18 protein-coding genes are annotated in these 20,946 nt (G+C 45.7%); 11 read left to right on the top strand and 7 right to left on the bottom strand.

Going from position 1 to position 20,946, the window contains the following annotated elements:
- Positions 1 to 45: 45 nt before the first annotated feature.
- From agaF to Q4519_RS01735, 3 genes are read left to right on the top strand one after another with little or no spacing between them, the layout of a single operon-like run.
- Positions 46 to 486, top strand: coding sequence for a PTS galactosamine/N-acetylgalactosamine transporter subunit IIA (gene agaF, locus Q4519_RS01745; RefSeq protein ID WP_303508825.1), 441 nt, complete (start codon positions 46 to 48; stop codon positions 484 to 486).
- Positions 476 to 1,669: an N-acetylglucosamine-6-phosphate deacetylase gene (gene nagA / locus Q4519_RS01740; protein ID WP_303508824.1), complete on the top strand. Its 1,194-nt coding sequence runs from the start codon at positions 476 to 478 to the stop codon at positions 1,667 to 1,669. The genes agaF and nagA overlap by 11 nt, the downstream gene beginning before the upstream one ends.
- Positions 1,660 to 2,514 carry a tagatose bisphosphate family class II aldolase gene (locus Q4519_RS01735; RefSeq protein ID WP_303508823.1) on the top strand — a complete coding sequence of 285 codons (855 nt, stop codon included), beginning with the start codon at positions 1,660 to 1,662 and terminating at the stop codon, positions 2,512 to 2,514. Before nagA ends, Q4519_RS01735 begins: the two co-directional genes overlap by 10 nt.
- A 149-nt stretch (positions 2,515 to 2,663) precedes the next feature.
- Here the strand turns inward: Q4519_RS01735 and Q4519_RS01730 are convergent, their stop codons facing one another.
- The 3 genes from Q4519_RS01730 to Q4519_RS01720 form a co-directional block, all read right to left on the bottom strand.
- Positions 2,664 to 3,494: a DMT family transporter gene (locus tag Q4519_RS01730; protein ID WP_303508946.1), complete on the bottom strand. Its 831-nt coding sequence runs from the start codon at positions 3,492 to 3,494 to the stop codon at positions 2,664 to 2,666.
- Between the two features lie 141 nt (positions 3,495 to 3,635).
- Positions 3,636 to 4,118, bottom strand: a complete 483-nt coding sequence (locus Q4519_RS01725; protein ID WP_232801491.1) for a C40 family peptidase — start codon at positions 4,116 to 4,118, stop codon at positions 3,636 to 3,638.
- A 152-nt stretch (positions 4,119 to 4,270) separates the two neighbouring features.
- The gene (locus Q4519_RS01720; protein ID WP_303508822.1) at positions 4,271 to 5,818 is read right to left on the bottom strand and encodes an FAD-dependent oxidoreductase; all 1,548 of its coding nucleotides are present in this window, start codon (positions 5,816 to 5,818) and stop codon (positions 4,271 to 4,273) included.
- 347 nt (positions 5,819 to 6,165) lie between these two features.
- Between Q4519_RS01720 and Q4519_RS01715 the strand changes: the two genes are divergently transcribed.
- The 7 genes from Q4519_RS01715 to Q4519_RS01685 all read left to right on the top strand — a co-directional run bounded on the left by Q4519_RS01715 (position 6,166) and on the right by Q4519_RS01685 (position 15,900).
- Entirely contained in the window at positions 6,166 to 10,617 is a 4,452-nt protein-coding gene (locus Q4519_RS01715) for a DUF2339 domain-containing protein (protein ID WP_303508820.1), read from the top strand.
- Positions 10,618 to 10,742: 125 nt separating this feature from the next.
- Positions 10,743 to 11,570, top strand: coding sequence for a DUF3450 domain-containing protein (locus Q4519_RS01710; protein ID WP_303508818.1), 828 nt, complete (start codon positions 10,743 to 10,745; stop codon positions 11,568 to 11,570).
- A complete protein-coding gene (locus Q4519_RS01705) occupies positions 11,567 to 12,955 on the top strand; it encodes a MotA/TolQ/ExbB proton channel family protein (protein WP_303508815.1) in 1,389 nt (462 codons plus the stop codon). Before Q4519_RS01710 ends, Q4519_RS01705 begins: the two co-directional genes overlap by 4 nt.
- Before the next feature lies 1 nt (position 12,956).
- Positions 12,957 to 13,487: a MotA/TolQ/ExbB proton channel family protein gene (locus Q4519_RS01700; protein WP_232801486.1), complete on the top strand. Its 531-nt coding sequence runs from the start codon at positions 12,957 to 12,959 to the stop codon at positions 13,485 to 13,487.
- 3 nt (positions 13,488 to 13,490) lie between these two features.
- Positions 13,491 to 13,892, top strand: coding sequence for a biopolymer transporter ExbD (locus Q4519_RS01695; protein WP_232801485.1), 402 nt, complete (start codon positions 13,491 to 13,493; stop codon positions 13,890 to 13,892).
- Positions 13,893 to 14,552: an energy transducer TonB gene (locus Q4519_RS01690; RefSeq protein ID WP_303508810.1), complete on the top strand. Its 660-nt coding sequence runs from the start codon at positions 13,893 to 13,895 to the stop codon at positions 14,550 to 14,552.
- Between the two features lie 142 nt (positions 14,553 to 14,694).
- Positions 14,695 to 15,900, top strand: coding sequence for a lipopolysaccharide assembly protein LapB (locus Q4519_RS01685; protein ID WP_303508808.1), 1,206 nt, complete (start codon positions 14,695 to 14,697; stop codon positions 15,898 to 15,900).
- A 23-nt stretch (positions 15,901 to 15,923) separates the two neighbouring features.
- Here Q4519_RS01685 and Q4519_RS01680 read toward each other — a convergent pair whose 3' ends face one another.
- The gene (locus Q4519_RS01680) at positions 15,924 to 16,583 is read right to left on the bottom strand and encodes a hypothetical protein (RefSeq protein WP_303508806.1); all 660 of its coding nucleotides are present in this window, start codon (positions 16,581 to 16,583) and stop codon (positions 15,924 to 15,926) included.
- Positions 16,584 to 16,726: 143 nt separating this feature from the next.
- On the opposite strand from Q4519_RS01680, the gene Q4519_RS01675 reads away from it, so the two are divergent.
- Complete coding sequence (locus Q4519_RS01675) at positions 16,727 to 17,989, top strand: prolyl oligopeptidase family serine peptidase (protein ID WP_303508804.1); 1,263 nt, start codon at positions 16,727 to 16,729, stop codon at positions 17,987 to 17,989.
- 97 nt (positions 17,990 to 18,086) lie between these two features.
- Here Q4519_RS01675 and Q4519_RS01670 read toward each other — a convergent pair whose 3' ends face one another.
- The 3 genes from Q4519_RS01670 to Q4519_RS01660 are packed head-to-tail and all read right to left on the bottom strand — an operon-like array spanning position 18,087 to position 20,732.
- Complete coding sequence (locus Q4519_RS01670) at positions 18,087 to 19,007, bottom strand: lipopolysaccharide assembly protein LapB (RefSeq protein WP_232801480.1); 921 nt, start codon at positions 19,005 to 19,007, stop codon at positions 18,087 to 18,089.
- Positions 19,000 to 19,416 (bottom strand): hypothetical protein, encoded by a 417-nt coding sequence (locus Q4519_RS01665; RefSeq protein ID WP_233052549.1) that lies wholly within the window; start codon positions 19,414 to 19,416, stop codon positions 19,000 to 19,002. Before Q4519_RS01665 ends, Q4519_RS01670 begins: the two co-directional genes overlap by 8 nt.
- Before the next feature lie 8 nt (positions 19,417 to 19,424).
- Positions 19,425 to 20,732, bottom strand: a complete 1,308-nt coding sequence (locus tag Q4519_RS01660; RefSeq protein WP_303508799.1) for a 26S protease regulatory subunit — start codon at positions 20,730 to 20,732, stop codon at positions 19,425 to 19,427.
- Positions 20,733 to 20,946: the final 214 nt, after the last annotated feature.

Below are 20,946 nucleotides of genomic sequence, written 5' to 3'. Positions count from 1 at the left end.
ACGATGAAATGGGGCGGATGTGTTAGCCCCAATAAGGAATGATAAATGATAGCAGTAATTTTATCGGGTCATGGTGGGTTTGCTTCTGGTATTGCCAAAGCGGTTCATCAGGTAATAGGTGAGCAACCTCAGTTTAAATATATCGACTTTCCAGCAGAGTCGACAACCGCGCAGTTAGAAGCGCAAATGCGTGACGCTATTAGTGCGATTGATTCGGGTGACGGTATTGTATTTCTGACTGATTTATTGGGTGGCACACCTTTTCGTACCGCTTCGCTGTTAAGTCAAGGCCGTGATGATATTGAAGTGGTAACCGGCACTAACATGCAAATGACCGCCGAGATGCTACTTGAGCGTGAAGAACTGAACTTGCTCGAATTTTGTGAGCAAGCATTAACGTGCGGTCACCGTGGCATTACTTCCCTTGCCGCTGAAATGGCATTGAAAAACGCACAAAGAGTTGAGGTAGCAGAAGATGGTATTTGATCCCTTTCGCTATCGTGCCCAGCGTTTGCTGCACGGTGACACTTGGCTCAATGATGCGGTGCTCACACTTGATAGTGATGGGGGAATTAGCGCCATTGAAGTGTTTGATTGCGCTAAACATGCAAAGGTCACTGACTTAGGTGCGGTGAGCCTGATGCCGGGAATGATTGATAGTCACGTTCATGGTGCCAAAGGCTGTGATGTGATGGATGCCAGTCATGACAGCCTTAATACCATGTCCCATTTTTTTGCTAGCTTGGGAGTGACCGCCTTTGTTGCCACCACAGTGACAGCGCCAGAGGCAAAAATAGTTGCAGCTTTGCAGCAGGTTGCGCAAAGCAAGCAGCGTGGCGTGATAGGGGCTGAAATTCTCGGCGCCTATTTAGAGGGACCTTACTTCACCGAAAAAAACAAAGGTGCTCATCCCACTGAATGGTTTCGTGAATTGTCGACTAGCGAGCTCGATAATTTGATTTCATACAGTGACAACCAATTGGTAACGGTGGCACTGGCGCCAGAGAAGCGCGGTGCACTTGATGTTATTCGCCACTTAAAGCAACAAGGTATCAAGGTGATGCTGGGCCATACCGATGCTAGCTATGATCAAGTGCAAGCAGCTTTGGATGCCGGCGCCAGTGGCATAGTGCACTGTTACAACGGGATGCGAGGGCTACATCATCGTGATCCCGGTGTTGTGGGGGCAGGGTTAACCCATGCCAATAGCTATGTCGAAATGATTGCTGATGGCCATCATGTGCATCCCGCGGCCATTGATGTTGCGCACCGCTGTTGTGGCTCGCGCATGACACTGATTACCGACGCGATGTGCGCGACGGGCATGCCAGATGGGCAGTACACGCTGGGTGAATACCAAGTTCAAATGCAACAAGGCGTGGTCACGACCGACACTGGCAGTTTAGCGGGCAGCACTCTGACGTTGCTGCAGGCAGTAAAAAATATTCAACGTTGGCTCGATATGCCGCTTGAGCAAGCGTGGCTGATGGCGTCTTTAACGCCAGCCAAATCATTAGGCTTACAACATCAACTGGGCACTTTAGAAGTCGGTAAACGCGCTTCAATGGTGGCCATTCATTCCGATTTATCAATTGCAAAAACTTGGGTTAACGGGCGTCTCGTATTTGATGCTGTTGCAATGCCCAGTCAGGAGGCTTTATGTATCTAATCTCTTCTCGTGAAATGCTTAAACGCGCACTTCAAGGCGGCTACGCAGTTCCTGCTTTTAATGTTCATAACTTAGAAACGGTACAAGTCATTGTCGAAACCGCTTCTGAAATGGGGTCGCCGGTGATCCTTGCTGGTACGCCGGGTACTTATGATTATGCGGGGACTGATTACCTCATCAGTATCTGTAAAGAGGCGGCGCATAAGCATGCTATTCCATTGGTGCTTCATCTTGATCACCACGAAGATTTACAAGATATTCGTTACAAAGTGGAAAGGGGGATCCGCTCGGTGATGATCGATGGCTCGCACCACGCTTTTGACCAAAACATCGATATTGTGCGCTCAGTGGTCCAATACTGTAATCGTTTTGATGCCAGTGTTGAAGCCGAACTGGGCCGTCTTGGCGGTCAAGAGGATGATCTTATTGTGGACAGCGCAGATGCTTTGATGACCGACCCTGCTGCTGCGGCTGAGTTTGTGCGTCGCACTGGTGTTGATTCACTGGCGGTAGCGATAGGGACAGCGCACGGTTTATACAAGGCTGAGCCTAAGTTAGATTTTGGCCGGCTAGAGAAAATTCATTCTGTAGTGGATATTCCCCTTGTTCTGCACGGCGCGTCAGGTGTGCCTGATGAAGTGGTTCGTCGCTGTATTGATCTTGGCGTATGTAAAGTTAATGTGGCGACAGAGCTCAAGATTGCTTTTTCTGATGCGGTGAAACATCACTTTGCAGAGCATCCTGATGCTAATGACCCACGTAAGTATATTACTCCGGGCAAAGCGGCAATGAAAAAAGTAGTCATAGATAAGATCCGCATGTGTGGCAGTGAAGGTAAGTTATAAACTGCTTACTGGTTTATGTGTGTTAGCTCTATACCTTTCTGAGTAAAACCAAGGTGCTGAATAATCAGCACCTTTTTGTTTAAATTAACCCGAGTTCTGGTTAAGCGAAATAGTATGTGTCCCGTGCAAACATTGCTGTTAGAGTCGTGTTACTTCTTCCACCACACATTAATCAGTGCGCCCAGCATAATGAAGCTACCGCCAATCCAACTCCAAATCGACGGCAGTTCGTTAAAGATAAGCCAGCCTAGCAGCATCGAGAATAAGACTTGTATATAAGAGTAAGCGGTCGCTTTACTGGCAGACTCTGATTGCATTGCTTTGGTTAAACCCACTTGCCCTATTTGAGTAAAAATACCGACAAACAGCAATAACACTAAGGCTTCAGGTGGCGGAATGACAAAGTCATCACCCAATAAGACTAGTGATAGCGGCAAGGCGATGAGTGGGAAGTAAAAGATGATCACTGAGCTATCTTCTAACCGGCTTAGTTTACGCACAATGACATAGGCAATGGCACTACCAAAAGCGCCAAGTAGGGCGACGCCGATACTAAACCAAGGTAAACCAGCGGCGGGATCAAGGCCAAGGCCGGGGCTGATCATAATGCCAAGACCTAATAAGCTAAATAAAATACATAGCTTGGTGGAGTGTAGAATGGGCTCTTTTAAAAATATCAGCGCGAGTACTGCGGTAAACACTGGGTGTAAGTATTGTAATAGGGTGGCTTCTGCGAGTGGCAGGGTGCTGATAGAGTAATAAACACAAATAAGCGCTAATGCGCCAACGCCACCGCGAGCAAAAAGCCAGCCTTTATTATTACCCCATATCGAGATCCTCTTGCGTCTGACATCACCATAGCTTAATACCACTGATACCAGCGCCCTTGCGGCAACAATTTCTAACACTGGAATGTGATATTGGCTCACTAATTTAACGCAGGCCGACATAAGTGAGAAGCCAAGGGCTGAAAGTAGCATAAAACGCACGCTGAGCGGCAATTGGGTGAAGGTATTAAGTAGCATGTTGGCCACGGTCATGAAGTAAGACCAATATGGTAACAGGCTATAATGCAAAAAAGCAGCCGAAGCTGCTTTTTGGTCATTCAAAGCAGGTTTTCATCAGCTATCTGATTCGTTATCCGTCATGCGAATTATTTTTAAAAATCGTTTTGGGTAGCCGCTTTTATAATAATTGGTCTCTGATACACCAAAATGTTTCTTTGAGGAAGAGCTGTGTAAAAACATCAACTTACCTTCATCAATTTCGCTAATTATACCAGCATGGCCGGGCTGCCTTATTTTTGCATCGGTGCCGGTAAATACAATCAAGTCGCCTACTTGCGCTTCTTCTAACGGTACTTCACGATCAAATAAGGTGTGGTAAGCACGGGTCACGCGAGGAATACTGATATCGAACTCGTTGTATACATATTTTATATAACCGGAGCAATCGAAGCCTGAGGGACTGGCACCACCCCAAACATACTCGGTACCTTTAAACTGGCGAGCAAAGTCAATAATATCGCTACTTGCATGGACAAAGCTGGTAGGGACGAGTAAAGCAATAATGAGTGGTAATTTCTTCAATGCACTAAATGACATAAACAATCCAAACGTTAAAAATGAACAATATTCGCGGCTAAAAGTAGGGCAAAAAAAAGCGAACTCTGAGTTGAGTCCGCGATTTTAGCAAAAAGTTCATAAAAAGCCGATGTTAATGCAAAAAGTGCAGTCTTGTTGGCGTTTTATCTGGTTTAACTGGCGTTGGCTACTTCCATTCCAACACGTCCTGTGATCGGCTTGGACAATGTTTTTTGTTGCGTAACAACGGCTTTATCCTTACTGGATGTGGCGTGATAGGGTAATGCTAATGCAGCAGGGTAGTTTCTGTGTAACGCAAGCCCTATCGCTAATTGTGTTATTTCAGCCATGCCTAATTGTAATGTGATTGGAAATTGTGCTTCTCGCGATGCTTCGAGCTTGGGGGTGACCAGTTTTAATTGTACGAGCTTGTCCAAGATTTGGTCCGCTGCTGTCAGGGCTGATGACGCCTTAACAATTTCAGCTCGAGCATAATTATGTTGCTCAAATGATACCGCCGCAGCGCGTAAGTTGGCATCATCTCCCGGAATTTGCTGCGCACCAAATAGCGGTTTACCGCCAAATTCAGCTTGGTTAAAGCTAGGTACAAACTGAGATAAATGCTCAATCGCTTGTTCGGTGCGAGACACCAGTACATCTTGAGGCCAATGATTAACAATTTTGTTCACTAACGCATTCGGCAACTTAGGTTGCGAACTAGTGTCATCAGACTGCACTAAACCGTCTTTAAACAAGGTGATATTTTTGGTCATACCGTGCAGCTGAAAATGGCCATCGCAATAAGGCGTTAATTGTGCCATCCCCTTTGGTGTACCACGCTGGCCATGAAATATTACCTCAGGCCAAACCGCGTTTGGCGTTTGCCAGCGGGCGATGTAGGCTGCTTTAAATTCAACAATGCGCTGGCGTTTAAATTTTGCCATGTCGTCTACTTGGCCGGTGCGAAAGCCACAAGCATTAACCAAATAATTAACTCGGTATGTTTGTTGTCCGTGCTGATCTTGGGTTTCAAGTTGCCAGCCTTGGTTATGCTGACTTACAGACAGCACTTTAGTTTGGGTTAATACTTGGGCTTGGTCTAATTTAGCTAAGGCCAAGGTTGCTGTCGCGGCAATGCGTAATGAACTTAAACCATACTCTTGCACTAATACCAGTGGATATTTTAATTGGGAGAGATCCACTTGTTTGGCGATAGGGATCATCCAGTCATCGTTAGATGTTGGAAACTCAGGCGTGGCCAGTTGCGCTAAGCGCTGCATGTCTTCAAACTGATACAGAGTGAAATATTGTTCAGGGTCGCCAAGTAATTGGTTGCGCGGGTCTTGCGCGACAATGCGTTGGTACTCGTCGCGCAGTAAATACAGTCGTGGCATTAAGTCACTTGGTTCACCGGGGTCTTGGTTGGGGACGGCAATAACTGTGGGTCGCTGATTAACGCAATGGGGGTATATTCTTAAAGTATTAATAGATTGATTGAGTAACTTAACACATTGCTCATCGCTGATTTCACGATATAAATTGCCACCAGCATGAAGGTGGCACATTGGTGGGCCATTCACTAGGCCGTCACCTTGTTCAATCAGTAAGGTTTTTATGCCTTGCTCAGCTAAGCGCAGGGCAATAGTCGAACCTGCCACACCCGCACCTATAATACCTACGGTTGCTTGGTTAATGTCTCGTTCAGCGATGCTATTAGCCATAGTGAGTATGCTCTTTACCTATAATCTATTGGATCAGTCACGGTGCATTGAAGGCTTGGGTATTCTACTGTGCTCCAGCTCACATTGAAATACGTGATGATGATCTATATGGATCATATACGCGATAAGAGTCATTAATGTAAGTGAAAACGCCTATCAATCATTGTATTAACTTTGACTTAGGTTAAATTTTACACTGTATTATAAGCGCTTAGTGTTGATGTAATGTTGATTTAATAGTTATTATGCGCCATTCATTCTCTCTTGATAGAGCTATCGGCCATTAAACTAGCCTCAGTTTGGGTTAATTACCTAACTTTGCAAGTGTTGGCCGAGTAAGGTAAGCATTGAAGCATTTAATCACGGCGTTAGAAAACGAGCTGCAAGCCTTGCGGCACAATCAAATTAATTTAGCTGATCGTATCAATCAGGCTGAAACCGAACTCACTAAAATTAAAGCAGAGATGGCAAAAGCGCCCCCTGAGCTGAGTTCCTCTGCAGCGTCTAAAGCGTATAAGTCTTCAGCAGATAAAGAGTTGGCTCCTGAGTCATTATCATCAACGCCAGCCATTAATGCTCACGCAACAGGCGTCAAGCCATCAGAGATTGGCAGCAGCAACTTGCCTACTTATGATGAAACCGAGCATGTTACGCCGCAGCAAGTGGCAACGATGACCGCTAAGGGCGCCGAGGTTAAGGTTGCGTCCCAGCCAAGTCATACTGGCTCAGCTAATACTAGTGAGCAGGCAAGACAAGCAGAGCAAGACCAAGCGGAACAAGATGCGATATTAGCACGATTGGTTGCGCGTAAGGAGCAGGCTGAGCGTAGCGCCGCGGTGAAGTCTGCGGATGCCGAGTCAAAATCAGTCATTCCAGCTTCAGTTCGCAAAGAATCGCTAACCGAGCCTAACGATAGCGCGATAAAGCCCGCTATCAAACCTGTTAGACAAGCGCCTGTTCACCAAGAGCCTGTAGCTCAGCCTCACACTTTATCAGAGCAAGCAGCCAGCCAAGAGCAAGTAGCTCGACTCGTTCCAAAGCCCACGAGGTTAGCGGCAAGCGATAGTGCTGCTGAGGCTATAACTGAACCTGTTGAATCATTGCCACGCAGCATGCATAAAAATGCCATCGAGCAAGCCAGTCATGAATGGCTTGGCTCGCTATTAGGGCCGATTGCGAAAGTATCCAGACAGCTAAAAAGTTTTTACCAGCATTATCAGCAGCGTGGTTTGGGGCCGGTGTTTTTAATGACTTTGGCGGGCATTGCTGCGCTAACCTTAGGGTTTGGTTATTTGCTGCAATATTCATGGAATAATGTATTTAGCGATGGCATGCGTATCGCAGTTGCGGTGTTGTTTGCCAATTCCATTCTTGCGGCAGGCTTATGGGTTTATAAGAAAAAGCCAGACATGTCTGAGTATGGATCTGGACTCGTTGGTCTGGCTATTATTCTTAATTATCTGTGTGGCTATTTTGCTGGACCCTATCTCGGGCTCATCGGTTCCTTCTCGGCGCTCATTTGGTTGGCTATTGTGACGCTAGCAGGCTATGGCTTAGCGCAAAAGTTGGAAACAAAGGTAGTGGCTGTGATTGCTTTGCTCGGCGGCGCGTTTTCGCCGTTAGTGTTTGGCGTTGAGCAGCACTATCCCGCCTTGTATTTACCCTATATTTTATTACAAGCATTGTTTGCTTGGCGGGTTTGTCAGCAACTGCGTTGGCATGGCTTATTAACCTTGGCTAGCATGACACATATCGCCAGTGCCGAAGCCTTTATTCTGCTCGTGGACTTTCATGCGCAACTTGACAACTGGCAAAGTTTATTCGCCTTGTTGTGTCTCAACTTGTTGTTTTTACTGTACGCCTTAACGGGGATTGCCAAGCTACGCAAGCTGAAAGTTGACCAGCACTTGCTCGGTTTACCCATGGCACAGTTGGCCTTTTTTATTTTGGCTATGTTGCAAGTGGATAGCTGGAGTGGGCAATTACTGGCTTTTAATAGTGTGCTGTTTCTTGGCCTTTTTGGTTACTGGCGTAAGCTCGACGAGGTTAAGCATATTTGTCTGGTATTTGCAGGCGTGCTGGCCGGCTTTGCCGCTTTAATACTGGTTTCTAATGAGTTTCAGGGCATTATCTGGTCCCTTGAAGGGGCTTTACTGCTGTGGTTGGGGCTGCGTCATCGTTATGGAATGGTGCGCAGTGAAGCTTATGTGTTGTTATTAATTGGCCTATTCAGCACGGCTTATTCTTGTATCCGCCTATTGCTGGGTTCGAATGAGGCAATTGCGCCATTATTTGTTATTAGTTCATTTGCCGTTAGTGCAGCTTGGCTTAATTTTGCTTTTACATTAGTGATTGTTAGCGGATGTGAGCGATTACTTCGTTTTTATAATACGAGCGCAAACGCTTTAGATATAAGCAAAGCTGAACGAAGTGTTACTTGGGGAATGGCAGAGCTGTTGTCATTGCTAGTGGCGCTGTTTGTCTATTTCAGTTGTTATATTTGGCAGCCTTCTTATTTGATGGTGGCCTCGGCATTAGTCATTCCTTTATTGCTTTGGCGCACCACACGTCAAGTCTTGCCTGTTACAGAAACTTTGTCTTGGCTGGCGTATCTGCCACTGTTGATACAAGTGCTATTGAGTGTGCAGCAAGTAGGGAGTTGGCGTTTTATCGAGCAAGATTTACTGGGCCAGCTCGCGCGCATCAGTTTGTTTACCTTAATGTGGTTAACCTATCGGGTGTATTGTCGCTACTTGCCGAGCTCTTCATTGCTGCCAATTGCGCGGGGGGTAAACTTAATTGTTTATCTGGCTATACCTGCTTATCTCACTATTAAGGTGGGCAAGGTGGCGTTTGAATGGGTAGCGCTGGCGGCTTGGGCGAGTGCTGCGCTGGCATTAACATTAGATTATTGGCGTAAAGCTAAAGCGTTGCGCATTGAAGCTGTCTTACTCTTGGCGCTGGCCGTGTTGCTCTCACTGGCTCAAGGGATTGCGTTCGACTTATGGCAAGGTTGGGCAGGCTTGTTGATTGGCGCATTAGCCTGTGTTGCGATTGTGCAAAATATAGGGCGATGCCGCGCCAGATTACGTTTGTTAGCGCCCCTTAAGCCGCTTAATATCGTGGCCCCTTATTATTTTACCTTAGTGCTCGCTGCAGCATTTTATTATGTTTGTCAGTGGCCTGAATATATTGCGATATCTAGCTGGATCGCGGTGTTTATCACCTTAGCGCTGCATGCTTGGTTGCGTGAGTTGTTGTTGCGCCGTGTTGCTTTGGGATTTATCGCGATTGGTTTACTCAGTGCGTCACTGAGTTTGTGGGCACACCAATGGCAAGGCGCAGTAGGGTTAGTGATGGCTAGCTTACTGTTTACAGCACTGCGCTATTATCAACGGCCGTTGCGTTTATGGCTAAAGCGCTACCCACCGTTTCATCGGGCGCGTTTGGCCAGCGTTTATTATTTTGCATTGTTAGTAGTTATTTTAATGGTGTGGGGCGTGACGCTGCCGCAATGGTCTGTTTTGATCTTTTGGGCCGGGGCTGCATTGGCCTTATTGTTGCACTGGCCGATGCGACATGTGTTGTTTCGTTACCTGATAATTGGACTGGTTTGGCTCGCAAACATTGCCATGGTGATGAGTTTGTTTGACGGTAACGCTAATGGCTGGTGGGCACTTGGCTTGAGTGCGCTGGTATTTAGCGCCTTACAAGCAAGATTGACCCACTGGCGTGGTTGGCTGTTTGCTCATCAACCACTCACTTTATTAAGAAAGAGTGTGCCTTATTACTTTGCCTTATTGGTTGCCATTAGTGTGTATGTGGCAACCAAAGTGCCAGATGTGCTTTGGCTTAGCTTATGGGGTTGTGCTTTATTTGCCTTTCTGCTGCACCTACCAATCCGTCACCTATTATTACGTAGCTTAGGCATGTTGCTGGCATTGATTGCGAGTGCGTTTAATTTTTCTTTAGTCTTTATCGGGCACTTTAATGGTGTACTGGGATTAGCTATTGGACTGGCAGCGCTGATGGTTTACAGCTATTGCTACCCAAGTCGACAGTGTTACCTGCGCCAGTTCAAGCCGTTAGCAATAGTTTATCCATTAAAACCTTATTATATAGCGCTAGCAGGAGCGGCACTCACTTACTATTTTAGCCACTGGATGGCACTTGCGGTATTAGTAGCTACGAGTTGTCTTGTGCTAGATTTAAGCCGTTGGCCTTTACATGCCACTATTCGTGGCAGTTGGCGTTTGGCCCTTGCTGTTATTGTCGCGGCAATGGCGTTATTGATCGGCTTACAAGCATTCACCTTGTTTGATGTGAGAGATAATTTATTAATCTATGCGGCCTTTGATGTACTGGGCTTGTTAGGGTTGGGCTGGTTGCTATTTTATGCGCCATTCAAACGTTTGGTAAGACCACGTTATTTAAGTTGGTTATTACTTTGGCATGGGCTTTTTATTGCGAGCTACCTACTAACGGGTTACGGCTTTGGCACAGAAGTATTTGCGCCATTTAGCTCGGTTGCCCTTGTGGTACATGGCTGTTGGTTGATGATGTTGAGTTTACACCCGCAAAGGCAGCGCTTAATTAAACTGGCCAGTGCGCTGTTTGCCTTTGTTTTCATCAAGGTGATCTTCTGGGACATGGCTGGGTTCGCCTTGGTACAAAAAGTGGTGGCCTTTATGGCGATTGGCGGTGTCCTGTTGTTAGTCTCTTATTTTTACCTCAAGCAGAAGAATAAGCAGTTAGCTGATAAGTCTAGCGCTGAGTCGTTGTCGGAGGTCGAAAGCTAATCGTAGTTTGAAGTGACTTGGCAATCGACCTTGTTCAGAGAAGCCGCTGTTGCGGCTTTTCTGTTTATTTTTTAGCCATGTTTTTTGCTAGAATCAGCTGCGGCAAATTGTCATTGAATAATTAAATGATATTAATTATCATACGCGAATTGTTATCATCCATTTTGCTGGTAGAGGTTGTTTTGTTCCCCAATCGTTTTCTTTCTGCGTTGCTGGTGGTCAGTAGTGCTAGCTTGTTTTCGACAGCTGCACTGGCCGCAAGTGTGACTCAAGTTCAACAACAAGCCCTCAACGACCAGCAGCAAGCTCGTCAATCTCAGCACACTATCGATCAGCTTGATGATAATAAACTTGCGATTATTCAAAAGGTAAAGCAGCTGCAAGCCGAGGCCGAACAACTTGAGCAATACAATGTTTACTTGACTGAGTTGGTGCAAGATCAAGCCAGCGAAGTGGCTTCATACCAGCAGCAAATTATTGATGTTAAAGAAACGCGCCAAGGGTTAGTGCCGTTAATGGTAAAAATGCTGGATAACCTTGCACAGTTTGTGGCGTTGGATGCCCCGTTTTTGCTGGATGAGCGCCAGCAGCGCATCAGTCAGCTGCAACAAATGATGAACAAGGCCGACATTTCTGAAGCAGAAAAATACCGTCGCATTTTAACGGCGTATCAAATTGAAGCGGAATATGGCAGTAAAATGGGCGAATACCAAGGCGAGTTAGCCTTAGATAGCACCACCCGTACTGTGCAGTATTTTTACCTCGGCCGAGTCGCGTTTGTTGCCTTATCTCTTGATGGCAAAGCCGTGTGGTCCTGGGATCGAAATCAGCAACAATGGCTAAGTGTCGATAACGCCTACGCCCAAGATGTCAAACAAGCCATCGCCATCGCCAAAAAAACCGAGATACCTAACTTGATTAAACTGCCGTTGATCGCGGAGGTATCACAATGAAATATATCTTCTTAACCTTTTCACTACTGCTGAGTTCGCTGGCTAGTGCTAATCAACTTGATGATTTATTACAGCAAGTTAAACAGCAACAAGCGAAAAACCAGCAAACTAACAGCCAGCGCGAGTCCGATTTTAAAGGTGATTTAGCTCATTGGCGCAACGAGTTAGCTCAAGCGCAAGCAAGGTTTGATCAAGTTAAAGGCAAGGCGGACCTACTTAACGCGCAGTTTGATCAACAAGAGCTGCAACTCGCGCAATTAGAGCAAGACTTAAGTTTGGCAACGGACAATCTCGGTGAAGTGTTTGGTGTGGTGCGCCAGATGACCGGTGAATTTGCTAGCGATTTTTCTCGCTCCATTATTTCTACTCAGTTTCCTGAGAGGCAAACTTTTGTGGCGGAGTTATCACAACGTAAAGCACTGCCTTCTCTCACGGAGCTAGAGCAGCTTTGGTTTGTGTTGCAACAAGACATGACCGAGTCTGCCAAGGTGGTGGAATTCGAAGCAGCGGTGGCTGACCCATCCGGCATCACGCAACAGCAAACGGTGGTGCGTTTAGGCAGTTTTAACTTGGTGAGTCAGGGCGCCTATTTAGTTCGTGATGAGCAAACAGGCGTGTTGCAGCATTTAACCAAACCCGTTGGCGGTGACGTGGCGAATACCTTGGCAGATTGGCAAGTTAATTCCCCATCGGTGCAAGGCTTCTATTTCGATCCGGCAAAAGGCGATTTGTTGACCATGTTAGCGCGAACGCCCACTATCTCAGAGCGCATTACTCAAGGTGGGGTGATTGGTTACTGCATTTTGGCGGTGTTAGTGCTGGGTTTAATGATAGCGCTGGTACGACTGGTACGATTAAGTCGCGTGTCGCTGCAAATTCATCGCCAAATGAAAACCGCTAACGCTAATAGTAATAATCCATTAGGCCGTATTATGGCGGTTTATCAAGCCTACCAACATCGCTCAACCGAAGTACTTGAGCTGAAGCTTGATGAAGCGGTCTTGCGTGAAGTGCCAGCGCTAGAGCGCGGCAACAGCATTTTAAAAATCCTTGCCGCGATGGCGCCAATGATGGGACTACTGGGCACGGTAACGGGGATGATAGGTACTTTCCAGTCGATTACCGTGTTTGGCACCAGCGACCCTAAGTTGATGGCAGGCGGTATTTCGATGGCGCTGATCACCACAGTGATGGGCTTAGTGGCAGCCTTGCCGTTATTACTTATCCATAGTGTGTTACATGGCCGTGCTAACCGTTTGATTATCTTGTTAGAGCAGCAAAGTATCGGTTTGATCGCTGAGCAGGCCGAGTTACAAGCGCAAGTGGCGGATGTCAGCCCCGCAACTAAAACCATGGCGAAAGCGCCGCAATTACAGGCTAGCTAAGGTGAATGAGGTTGTAAATTCCATCGACCTTGTTGCCGCATTAATGCGTGCTGGTGGTGTGGTGATGTATGCCATTGCTGGCGTGTTAGTGTTGCTTTGGGGCTTGATGCTCGAGCGGACTTATTATTTATGGCTGAGTTTTAAAATAGAGCAGCAAGGTTTATTTGCACGCTGGCAACAACGCAACGAGTGGCAGTCTTGGCAGGCGGTGCATATTCGCCAGTCGTTACTAGGGCAGGCTGAGTTGGCATTGACGCGTCATTTACCGCTGTTATCAGCATTAATCAAAGTCTGTCCGTTGTTAGGATTATTAGGAACTGTATCCGGTATGATCCAGGTATTTGATGTGGTGGCGGTACATGGCACCGGTAATCCCAAGCTATTAGCATCGGGGATTTCAATGGCAACGATTCCGACTTTAGCCGGCTTGGTATGCGCGTTATCAGGACTGTTAGTGTACTCACGCCTAGAGCGGCGTACAAAAGTGTTATTAAGTCAGTTTTCACAGCAGCTGGCCACGGTGAACGAGTAGGTTATGAGAAGAAGACGAATTAGACCGGAAGAAGATGCGCAAATAGACATGACGCCGATGTTAGATGTGGTGTTTATCATGCTGATCTTCTTTATTGTTACCACCTCTTTTGTGCGCGAGTCCGGCGTGGAAGTGAATCGCCCGAAAGCGGCTTCGGCCAGCGAGCAAAAAAATGCCGGTGTGTTTATTGCGGTGAAAGAAAATGGTGAGATTTATTTAGATAGAAAACAGTTGGATGTGCAAAAAGTACATTCAGTGCTGGAGCGGATCATTGCCGAGCGCGGTGAAGTAGGGCTGGTGATCCAAGCAGATGAGCTCGCTCGCCACGGCGTGGTGGTGAAGGTAATGGATGCAGCAAAATCGGCAGGGATCAAACAGATCTCCGTTGCGGCGGAGCAGCCTTAAATGCGTTTTGTGTTAGCGCTGATTGGCGCGCCTATCATGGCTTTTGCCTTGTTTGTATTTATGGCGGGGTTGATCCACAAAGACCTTGGTAGCTTGCCAAAGTCGCAAGACACGCCTTATCTCGATTTGGTGATGACTGATACCGAGGAGCAAAGCGAGCGCAAGACACGGCAAAAACCAACGCCCCCTGAGGTGAAACCATTAGCGCCGCAAGTGCCCGTGCAGCAGCTTAAGTCCGCCACCCCTAATCCGGTAGCGGCTAAATTAACCGCCCCTGCATTAAGCTTATCCAGCAGCGTGAGTGCGATGGCAATTAATATGCCGAGTGTGATGGCAGAATCGGTCAGTGCGCCTGTTGCGGCTCCAGCCGTTGCAAGTAATGGCGATGCCATGGCTGTGCCTTTACACCGAGTTGAGCCCATGTATCCTGCTAAGGCAAAGCGTCGTGGTAAGGAAGGTTATGTCGTGGTGGCTTACGATATTAGTGCAGAAGGTAAAGCCATTAACGTGCGTATTATTGAAGCCGTGCCGAAGCGAACTTTTGAAAAAGCGGTGAAAAAAGTAATGCGACGTTGGAGGTTTAAACCGCTAATGGTCGACGGTAAAGCGCAAATACAAACGCAGCAACAGCAGCGTTTTGAATTTAAGTTAGAGTCTTAAGCAACGCGAATTCTGGATAAGTGAACGAGTATGTTGTCACCACAAAAACGCTGTGAATATGTTCCTATACGTTTTGCATTTTTTGCCGTAAAGGCATTCTCAACCTGGTTTATACCGGCATAACAACAACTGGGGTTAAATGATGAAATGGCTAATGATAGTGCTTGGTTTGTTTTGCTTTCCCGTGTTGGCGAGTGAGCCAAGTTTAAGCGCGGCGCTGGCAAAACAGGTTAAACCGGCTTATCAATTTTACCAGCAAGAGCAATACGGCGAAGCGCTAAGGGTGATCAAAGCCGTTCAGCCCAAGGCGGGTTTTGAGCTGGCTTATATTAAACGTTTTCAAGGCAATCTTCATTGGCTGCTCAATCAGCCAGCGGCAGCGATAACCAGCTTGTCACAAGCGGTGGCAGAAAATGCCTTGCCGAAAGATCAGCAATCACAAACCCAGCGCATGTTGGGTGATTTATATTTATCTGACGCTAAGGCTAAATCGGCTCTTAAACATTATCAGCAAGTGACCGGCGCGCAGCGCGATGCGGCGCTGTATCTCAATATGGCACAGGCTCACTATCAACTTGAGCAATGGCAAGGTGTGGTCAAGGCTGCAGAGCGGGGCATTAAACTCAGCAAAGGGTTTAATAAATCTGCCAGCACCTTATTGCTCACGGGTTACTACCAACAAAAAAATTATGCCAAAGCGGCAACAATACTGACTCAGTTAAGCCAGCATGAACCCAGCAATAAACAATGGTGGCTGCAGCTGTCTTCGGTTTATTTGCAAATGAATGATAAAAAACGCGCTTTAAGCACCTTAGAAATAGCCTATCAAGCGGGCATGTTGAGCTCAGCGGCAGAGTTAAAAAACTTGGCTCGCCTGCGCGCCAATGCCGGTTTGCCCTATCAAGCCGCTGATTTATTTGCCAGCCAATTAAAAAACCAAACTTTGCCCTATAACACCAGTACCCTCAAAGAGTTGGCTGGTTATTGGCAACTAGCACGTGAATATCAACGTGCTGCTACAGTATGGGGACAAGTTGCTAAGCTGACGGGCTCGCCTGAACATTATTTACAACAGGTGGCGTTATACAGTTTGTTACAGCAACCTAAGCAGGCGCTTAGTGTGCTTGAAACCATGCCAACCAACGGTGTGGCCGGTAAGGTAGCGCTAGCGAAAACTCAAGCTTGGTATGATTTAAACCAGTATCAAAAAGCGCTGCAATTTGCGCAAAAAGCCCAGCAACAACAAGCCACCGCCAAACAAGGTGCCAGCTGGGTAGCGATGCTAGAAACGAAACTAGCCGCCAAGCTAGAAACCAATATAGAGAGTGGGCAAGGGCGAGTGTTGTAGCTGATTTGCTGGGCTCTCTAGGCTTAATTGGCGTTAATTTTAAACTTTCCTTCTTCTATAGCAGTGATAATTTTATCTGTATTTTTGTCATCGGGCCGATGATCCTTATAAGTCTTAAGATTAGTCAATGCTTGCTTTATGTTTCCCTGTGTTAGGTAGACCATGCTAAGAGAAAAATACGCATCAGTGTAGCCAAGTGCTACAGCTTTTTTTAAATGAGGTAGAGCCTTAGTCGCTTGTTTGGCGCCAGCTAAAAATATTCCATACAAGTAATGACCCTCGGCGTTATTTGGCTCTAAAGCAAGTAGCTTACTAAAGTCTTTATCTGCCAGTTTTGCAGCTCCTGATATGTCTAAATTGTGACCAATACTATTAACTAAACCCGAACGTTTGAGCAAAGCTGGCTCAGGCTTTGGACTGTTTAGTAAAATTTGTAAAATAGCAGATAGCTTCTTTACATCATTAGTTGCACGTTGCTTATCATTTTCGGAATCAAATTTTGGCGGATAGTTTTTTGCGTGGTATGAGAGGTCGTTAATTATTTCATCTAAAGCTGCTATATCAAGCTGATGTTGCTTGCCTGAAGACACAATAATCGCGCTCGGGTCATGGTAGGCATACTCTTTAGCATAAGAAGTTTTTATAAAAATAAAGAACAATATAATGGGGATAAAGCGTTTCATTACAACTTACCTAATGGTGTATTTAAATTGAAAGTTAGTTTGCTGTTGTATTAGATGTTGGCTATTAATTTACAGTTTTTTGATTAAAATGTCCCACTTAAGATCGGAATGGTCGGTCGATGAGTTAAATGGAATTGATGAAAATGCAAAAAAAGATGCGACATCCATTATTTGTGGTGGTTTTGGTGCTTTTTACCTGCTCAACTTGGGCTGATAATTTACTCGTTGAGCGCGCCGGTCATACCACAGTGTTGAGCAAACAAGAAAAGATAGACGAAGAGATAACCAGGCCACCGTCAGACATCTTCAACATCATTAAATACCGTACCGAGTTAGGCGAGATGCCAGCTTATCTGAGTCAGCCGAAACTGACCGAAAATGAAAAAAGGCCAGCGATTATATGGCTAACGGGCGGTTTCCCGACCAGTTCGCCGGGTGATTATCTATGGACCAAGATCGATGTGGACAATGAACAGTCTGCCAGAGTTTATCGAGATTATGGCATTGTCATGATGTTTCCAACACTGCGAGGTGGTGTTAAAGGAAATCCTGGTGTGGTCGAGCAGTTTTATGGTGAAGTCAACGATGTAATTAGTGCAGGTAAGTATCTTAGAAGTTTAGATTATATTGATCCTGAGCGGGTTTACCTTGGTGGGCACAGTACCGGCGGGACATTGGCATTGTTGGTGGCTGAAGCGACGGATATATTCGCTGGCGTTATTTCACTTGGGCCAACGGCTAATCATTATGGTAAAAAGCGTGCCAATTTTGTTTGGAACGATAAAGAAATTTACTTAAGAAGCCCAAATAACTTCCTGTCTTATATCACTAAACCCACTTATATCATTGAAGGTGAATTCGGTAATGCTGGAAGCATTGAGGACTTTCAACAGCGACTACAAGGGAAGCCGAACAATAAAGTTAAAACCGCTTTAGTGAAGGGCGCCAATCATTTCTCGGTGATCCATCCGGTGAATAGTATTTTTGCCCAAGCGATTGCCGGGGGAGAGCTAAACGTGTTGTCGATTGATGAGAAAAATGAGCTTGAGCCCGCTTATCTGTCTTTTGCCCAACAAGTTCAGCAAACTACCGATCTGCGTATTCTTGCCAATCTGCGTTCGCAAGGGCTGAAGCTTGAGGGTAAGCAGCAAGTGCGTTCTTATTTTTATGCGCGTAATAAAGACTCTTTGGTTGCTGTTGTGGCACAAGCCAAGGCGCAAGGCATGTTGGTGACAGCAATTAGCCAAGAAAAAAGTGAAAATGGCAGTACTTATTTTATGACAAGCCTGTCGAAACAGATAGATATTACAGCATTGCAGTCTTTATTTGAGTTAAGCCACTCATTTAAGCAAATCGCTGATGAAAACGAGCTTTATTACGACTACTGGACCATTGGAAGTAAGTAATTTTTAGACAACCGTGCTCTAGTTTCTGGTTAAACAGCAGTTAGCGCCCAAGGGAGTAGAGAGGATATCCTCTCTACTCCCTTGGGCTTATTCTAGTTTAGTAATCAGGATTGAACTGAAACTTTTCAAGTTCTCTTCTCAGCATCTTATGGTAGTAGGGGATCGCCACCCATGAATAAACCACCAGCCCAAGCCACGTTAAGGAAAGTAAAAAACTGACGGTCGAATAGCCTAAATCTAGCGCGATCTGTGAGAGTAAATTAAAGCTTAAAAAACCAATTATCAATATTAGCCCGGAGGACAGGTTAGACATATTGCTCAAGTAATTATTTAGTTTCCACCATAAGCCAAAAACAGCACTTTTTCGCATTTTAATTTGCGCAAACAAATTAAGTGCTTGGCGGTTTTCTGGGTTTTGCATAATGGCAAATTTAGCATGATAGTCAGCATCTTCAATATTATCTGATGCGAGTGCTATTTCACCCATTAGTAGGTTAGCATCTTGGTCTTGAGCATCTCTGTTAAGGGCTTCTTCTGCGTATTCCTTGGCCGATCTATAATCACCTGTGTCTAGAAAATATTCCCCAAAAGCAATCATGATGCTGATTGAATCAGGCGCTATGTTAGCAGCAGCTTGCAGTGCCGATAATTGCAAGCGGCGCTTTTCTAGTCGACCATAAAGCTCCCCTTTAAGCAGTAAGGCATTATGGTCATTGGGTTCAAGTTGCAATGAGTGATCGCAACTTTCAAGGGCGGCGGTTATTTTCCCTTTAAACAGGAATACCCGCGCGGCGACTAGGTGGAAAAATGCATTAGTAGGATCAAGGTTGAGAGCGAGTTTTAACTCATAGTCAGCAGCATGAATACGGCCCATCGCTAACAAGTTAGCCGCCAATAATCCATGGTAAACAGCTTTCTCAGGTGACTCGCCAAGAAGTTGTTTTAAAAGCGTTACCGAGTGGGCGTGTCTCCCTTGGTTGTAGCTTTGAAGCGCGGTGTCAAAGTAGTAATCATTCATTTGACTGCCCCTGTGTGTAGATGTATTGATGGAGAGCGTAAGGACCAGATTGGATGAATGCGATGTAATATAAGCATAAAAATAATGCCGCTTTGAGCAAGATCCTAAAATATGGAAATACCATTACGCCCATTCCATCTTGTTTTGCGATGGCTCCAAAACCAATGAGTAGCCCTAATAGGGTTAACCCTCCTAGTACGGCGATCAGCAGCTCCTTTTTAATGGTTGGGCTGCCCATGAAAATTCCATTTGCAACCATCCAAACCAAGGGGAACCAATACGTTGCAGCTAAAGGTGGTGACCAAAGTACGGGAATAAAAATGCATAGGAAAAGGATTGCGATGGGGTCAAGTACAAAGGTTGAACCCCAACTAGGTTTAGGTTCATCAATAATGTTATAGCTTTCCATAATCTGTTCTATTTTCCATGCTTTTTAATAAAATCCAGGACATCATTATAGCGGCCTCCATCATTGGCATAGCGAGCATAGTTTCTTGCTGTGGTTAGCCATTCAGTGGTCGTCGCACGGCTTTGTCCGAGTGATTGAATAAAATGTTTCATTGTTATTTCAGTTTCTTCGCCAGTCTCGATGGTTTCGTCAATCGCTTCGTCTGCAGCCATCTCAATCAAATTGGCGAGATCAGCCCCCGAGTAGCCCGATGTTTTCTGCGCGATTGCATTAAACGCAATATCCGCTGTCATAGGACGATCTGTCATATGATGTTTGAGAATGGCTTCTCGGGCGACAGCGTCAGGAGGAGGAATGAAAAACATCCGATCAAAGCGTCCCGGTCTGAGAAAAGCTGAATCGATCGCCCAAGGAACATTCGTTGACGCCAACACCAGTATGCCGTCATTTTGTTGTGAAAAGCCGTCGAGTTCGGTTAGAAATTGGCTGATGGTGTTGCTGGTGGCGTTGTTACGTGCATGCTCTCGCTTTCCGGCCAGTGCTTCTAGTTCGTCAAAAAAGATGACGGCGGGCTTTTCTTGGCGGGCTTTATCAAAAATCGCTTTAAGCTTTTGCTCTGACTCGCCAATATACATATCAAGAATGTCTGCTACTTCAACATTAAAAAATGAGGCATTACATTCACCGGCTGTTGCTCTAGCGAGTAATGTTTTACCGCAGCCAGGAGGTCCGTACAATAATACACCGCCACCTACTTTTTTCTTAAAACGCTGGAAGATGGAGGGCTTTTGAAAAGGTAAAATGATTCTCTTGTTAATTTGTTTTTTAATCGCTTCAAGGCCAACAACATCACTAAAATTGGTTGTTGGTTGACGATGGTGTGTTAGCGATAGCACCTCGGCCGTATTGGGTGTATCGATCACTCTGAGTTTAATTTTTTCATCGACCAATTGGAAATGCTGATCACGCGCTGCTGTTTTCAACTCAGGGTGTGATAATCGCAGAGATTGGTAGATGTTTTTTGCTAAATAACCGTGTTCGGATTGCTCAAGGGTATCTAAATAAACTTGAAAGCGATGATTGTCGAGCTTGTCCGCTACCTTGCTAAGGTGTTCAATATCTTTATCTTGCGCGAATGCTGTGCACAGTGAAATTAACGTTGTTTCAGCTAAATTTGTATCAATATCTCCAAGGTAGAGTTTTGCTTGCTCTAGCTGAGCGCTTTCGATGTAGCTTTTAACTAAAATGTTAGCTAATTCAGAAGAGGGGGCTGCAGTATAAGCTGCAGCTAAGCTATCCAGTGTTTGAGGATCCATTGCTTTCTCTCATTGCCAATAATGAGTGGCTAAGAATACATTAAAGTGACTTTTATGGGTTAGTTAAGATAGCTAGAGCATAAGAATTGAGAGCTTGACCAATAATGATGTCGAGTTGGCTTATATCGACTAAGGTTATTTTTCTGACGATCCCTTGTACTGTGTTGATTAGTCGAGTACTTCACAGCGTCAGCGCTAAACTGCTTACAGCGCG

This window comes from Motilimonas sp. 1_MG-2023, from assembly GCF_030547455.1.
Classification (GTDB): domain Bacteria; phylum Pseudomonadota; class Gammaproteobacteria; order Enterobacterales; family CBDFNC01; genus Motilimonas.
This window is presented reverse-complemented; position numbering and strand designations above follow the sequence as displayed.

Bases quoted from the DNA above. Each gene is read 5' to 3' on its own strand.
- Q4519_RS01710 (WP_303508818.1), top strand. From the start codon at position 10,743: ATGATATTAATTATCATACGCGAATTGTTATCATCCATTTTGCTGGTA.
- Q4519_RS01665 (WP_233052549.1), bottom strand. From the start codon at position 19,416: ATGGAAAGCTATAACATTATTGATGAACCTAAACCTAGTTGGGGTTCA.
- Q4519_RS01720 (WP_303508822.1), bottom strand. From the start codon at position 5,818: ATGGCTAATAGCATCGCTGAACGAGACATTAACCAAGCAACCGTAGGT.
- Q4519_RS01685 (WP_303508808.1), top strand. From the start codon at position 14,695: ATGAAATGGCTAATGATAGTGCTTGGTTTGTTTTGCTTTCCCGTGTTG.
- Q4519_RS01680 (WP_303508806.1), bottom strand. From the start codon at position 16,583: ATGAAACGCTTTATCCCCATTATATTGTTCTTTATTTTTATAAAAACT.
- Q4519_RS01670 (WP_232801480.1), bottom strand. From the start codon at position 19,007: ATGAATGATTACTACTTTGACACCGCGCTTCAAAGCTACAACCAAGGG.
- Q4519_RS01725 (WP_232801491.1), bottom strand. From the start codon at position 4,118: ATGTCATTTAGTGCATTGAAGAAATTACCACTCATTATTGCTTTACTC.
- Q4519_RS01730 (WP_303508946.1), bottom strand. From the start codon at position 3,494: ATGCTACTTTCAGCCCTTGGCTTCTCACTTATGTCGGCCTGCGTTAAA.
- Q4519_RS01690 (WP_303508810.1), top strand. From the start codon at position 13,893: ATGCGTTTTGTGTTAGCGCTGATTGGCGCGCCTATCATGGCTTTTGCC.
- Q4519_RS01705 (WP_303508815.1), top strand. From the start codon at position 11,567: ATGAAATATATCTTCTTAACCTTTTCACTACTGCTGAGTTCGCTGGCT.
- Q4519_RS01660 (WP_303508799.1), bottom strand. From the start codon at position 20,732: ATGGATCCTCAAACACTGGATAGCTTAGCTGCAGCTTATACTGCAGCC.
- Q4519_RS01675 (WP_303508804.1), top strand. From the start codon at position 16,727: ATGCAAAAAAAGATGCGACATCCATTATTTGTGGTGGTTTTGGTGCTT.
- Q4519_RS01735 (WP_303508823.1), top strand. From the start codon at position 1,660: ATGTATCTAATCTCTTCTCGTGAAATGCTTAAACGCGCACTTCAAGGC.
- agaF (WP_303508825.1), top strand. From the start codon at position 46: ATGATAGCAGTAATTTTATCGGGTCATGGTGGGTTTGCTTCTGGTATT.
- nagA (WP_303508824.1), top strand. From the start codon at position 476: ATGGTATTTGATCCCTTTCGCTATCGTGCCCAGCGTTTGCTGCACGGT.
- Q4519_RS01695 (WP_232801485.1), top strand. From the start codon at position 13,491: ATGAGAAGAAGACGAATTAGACCGGAAGAAGATGCGCAAATAGACATG.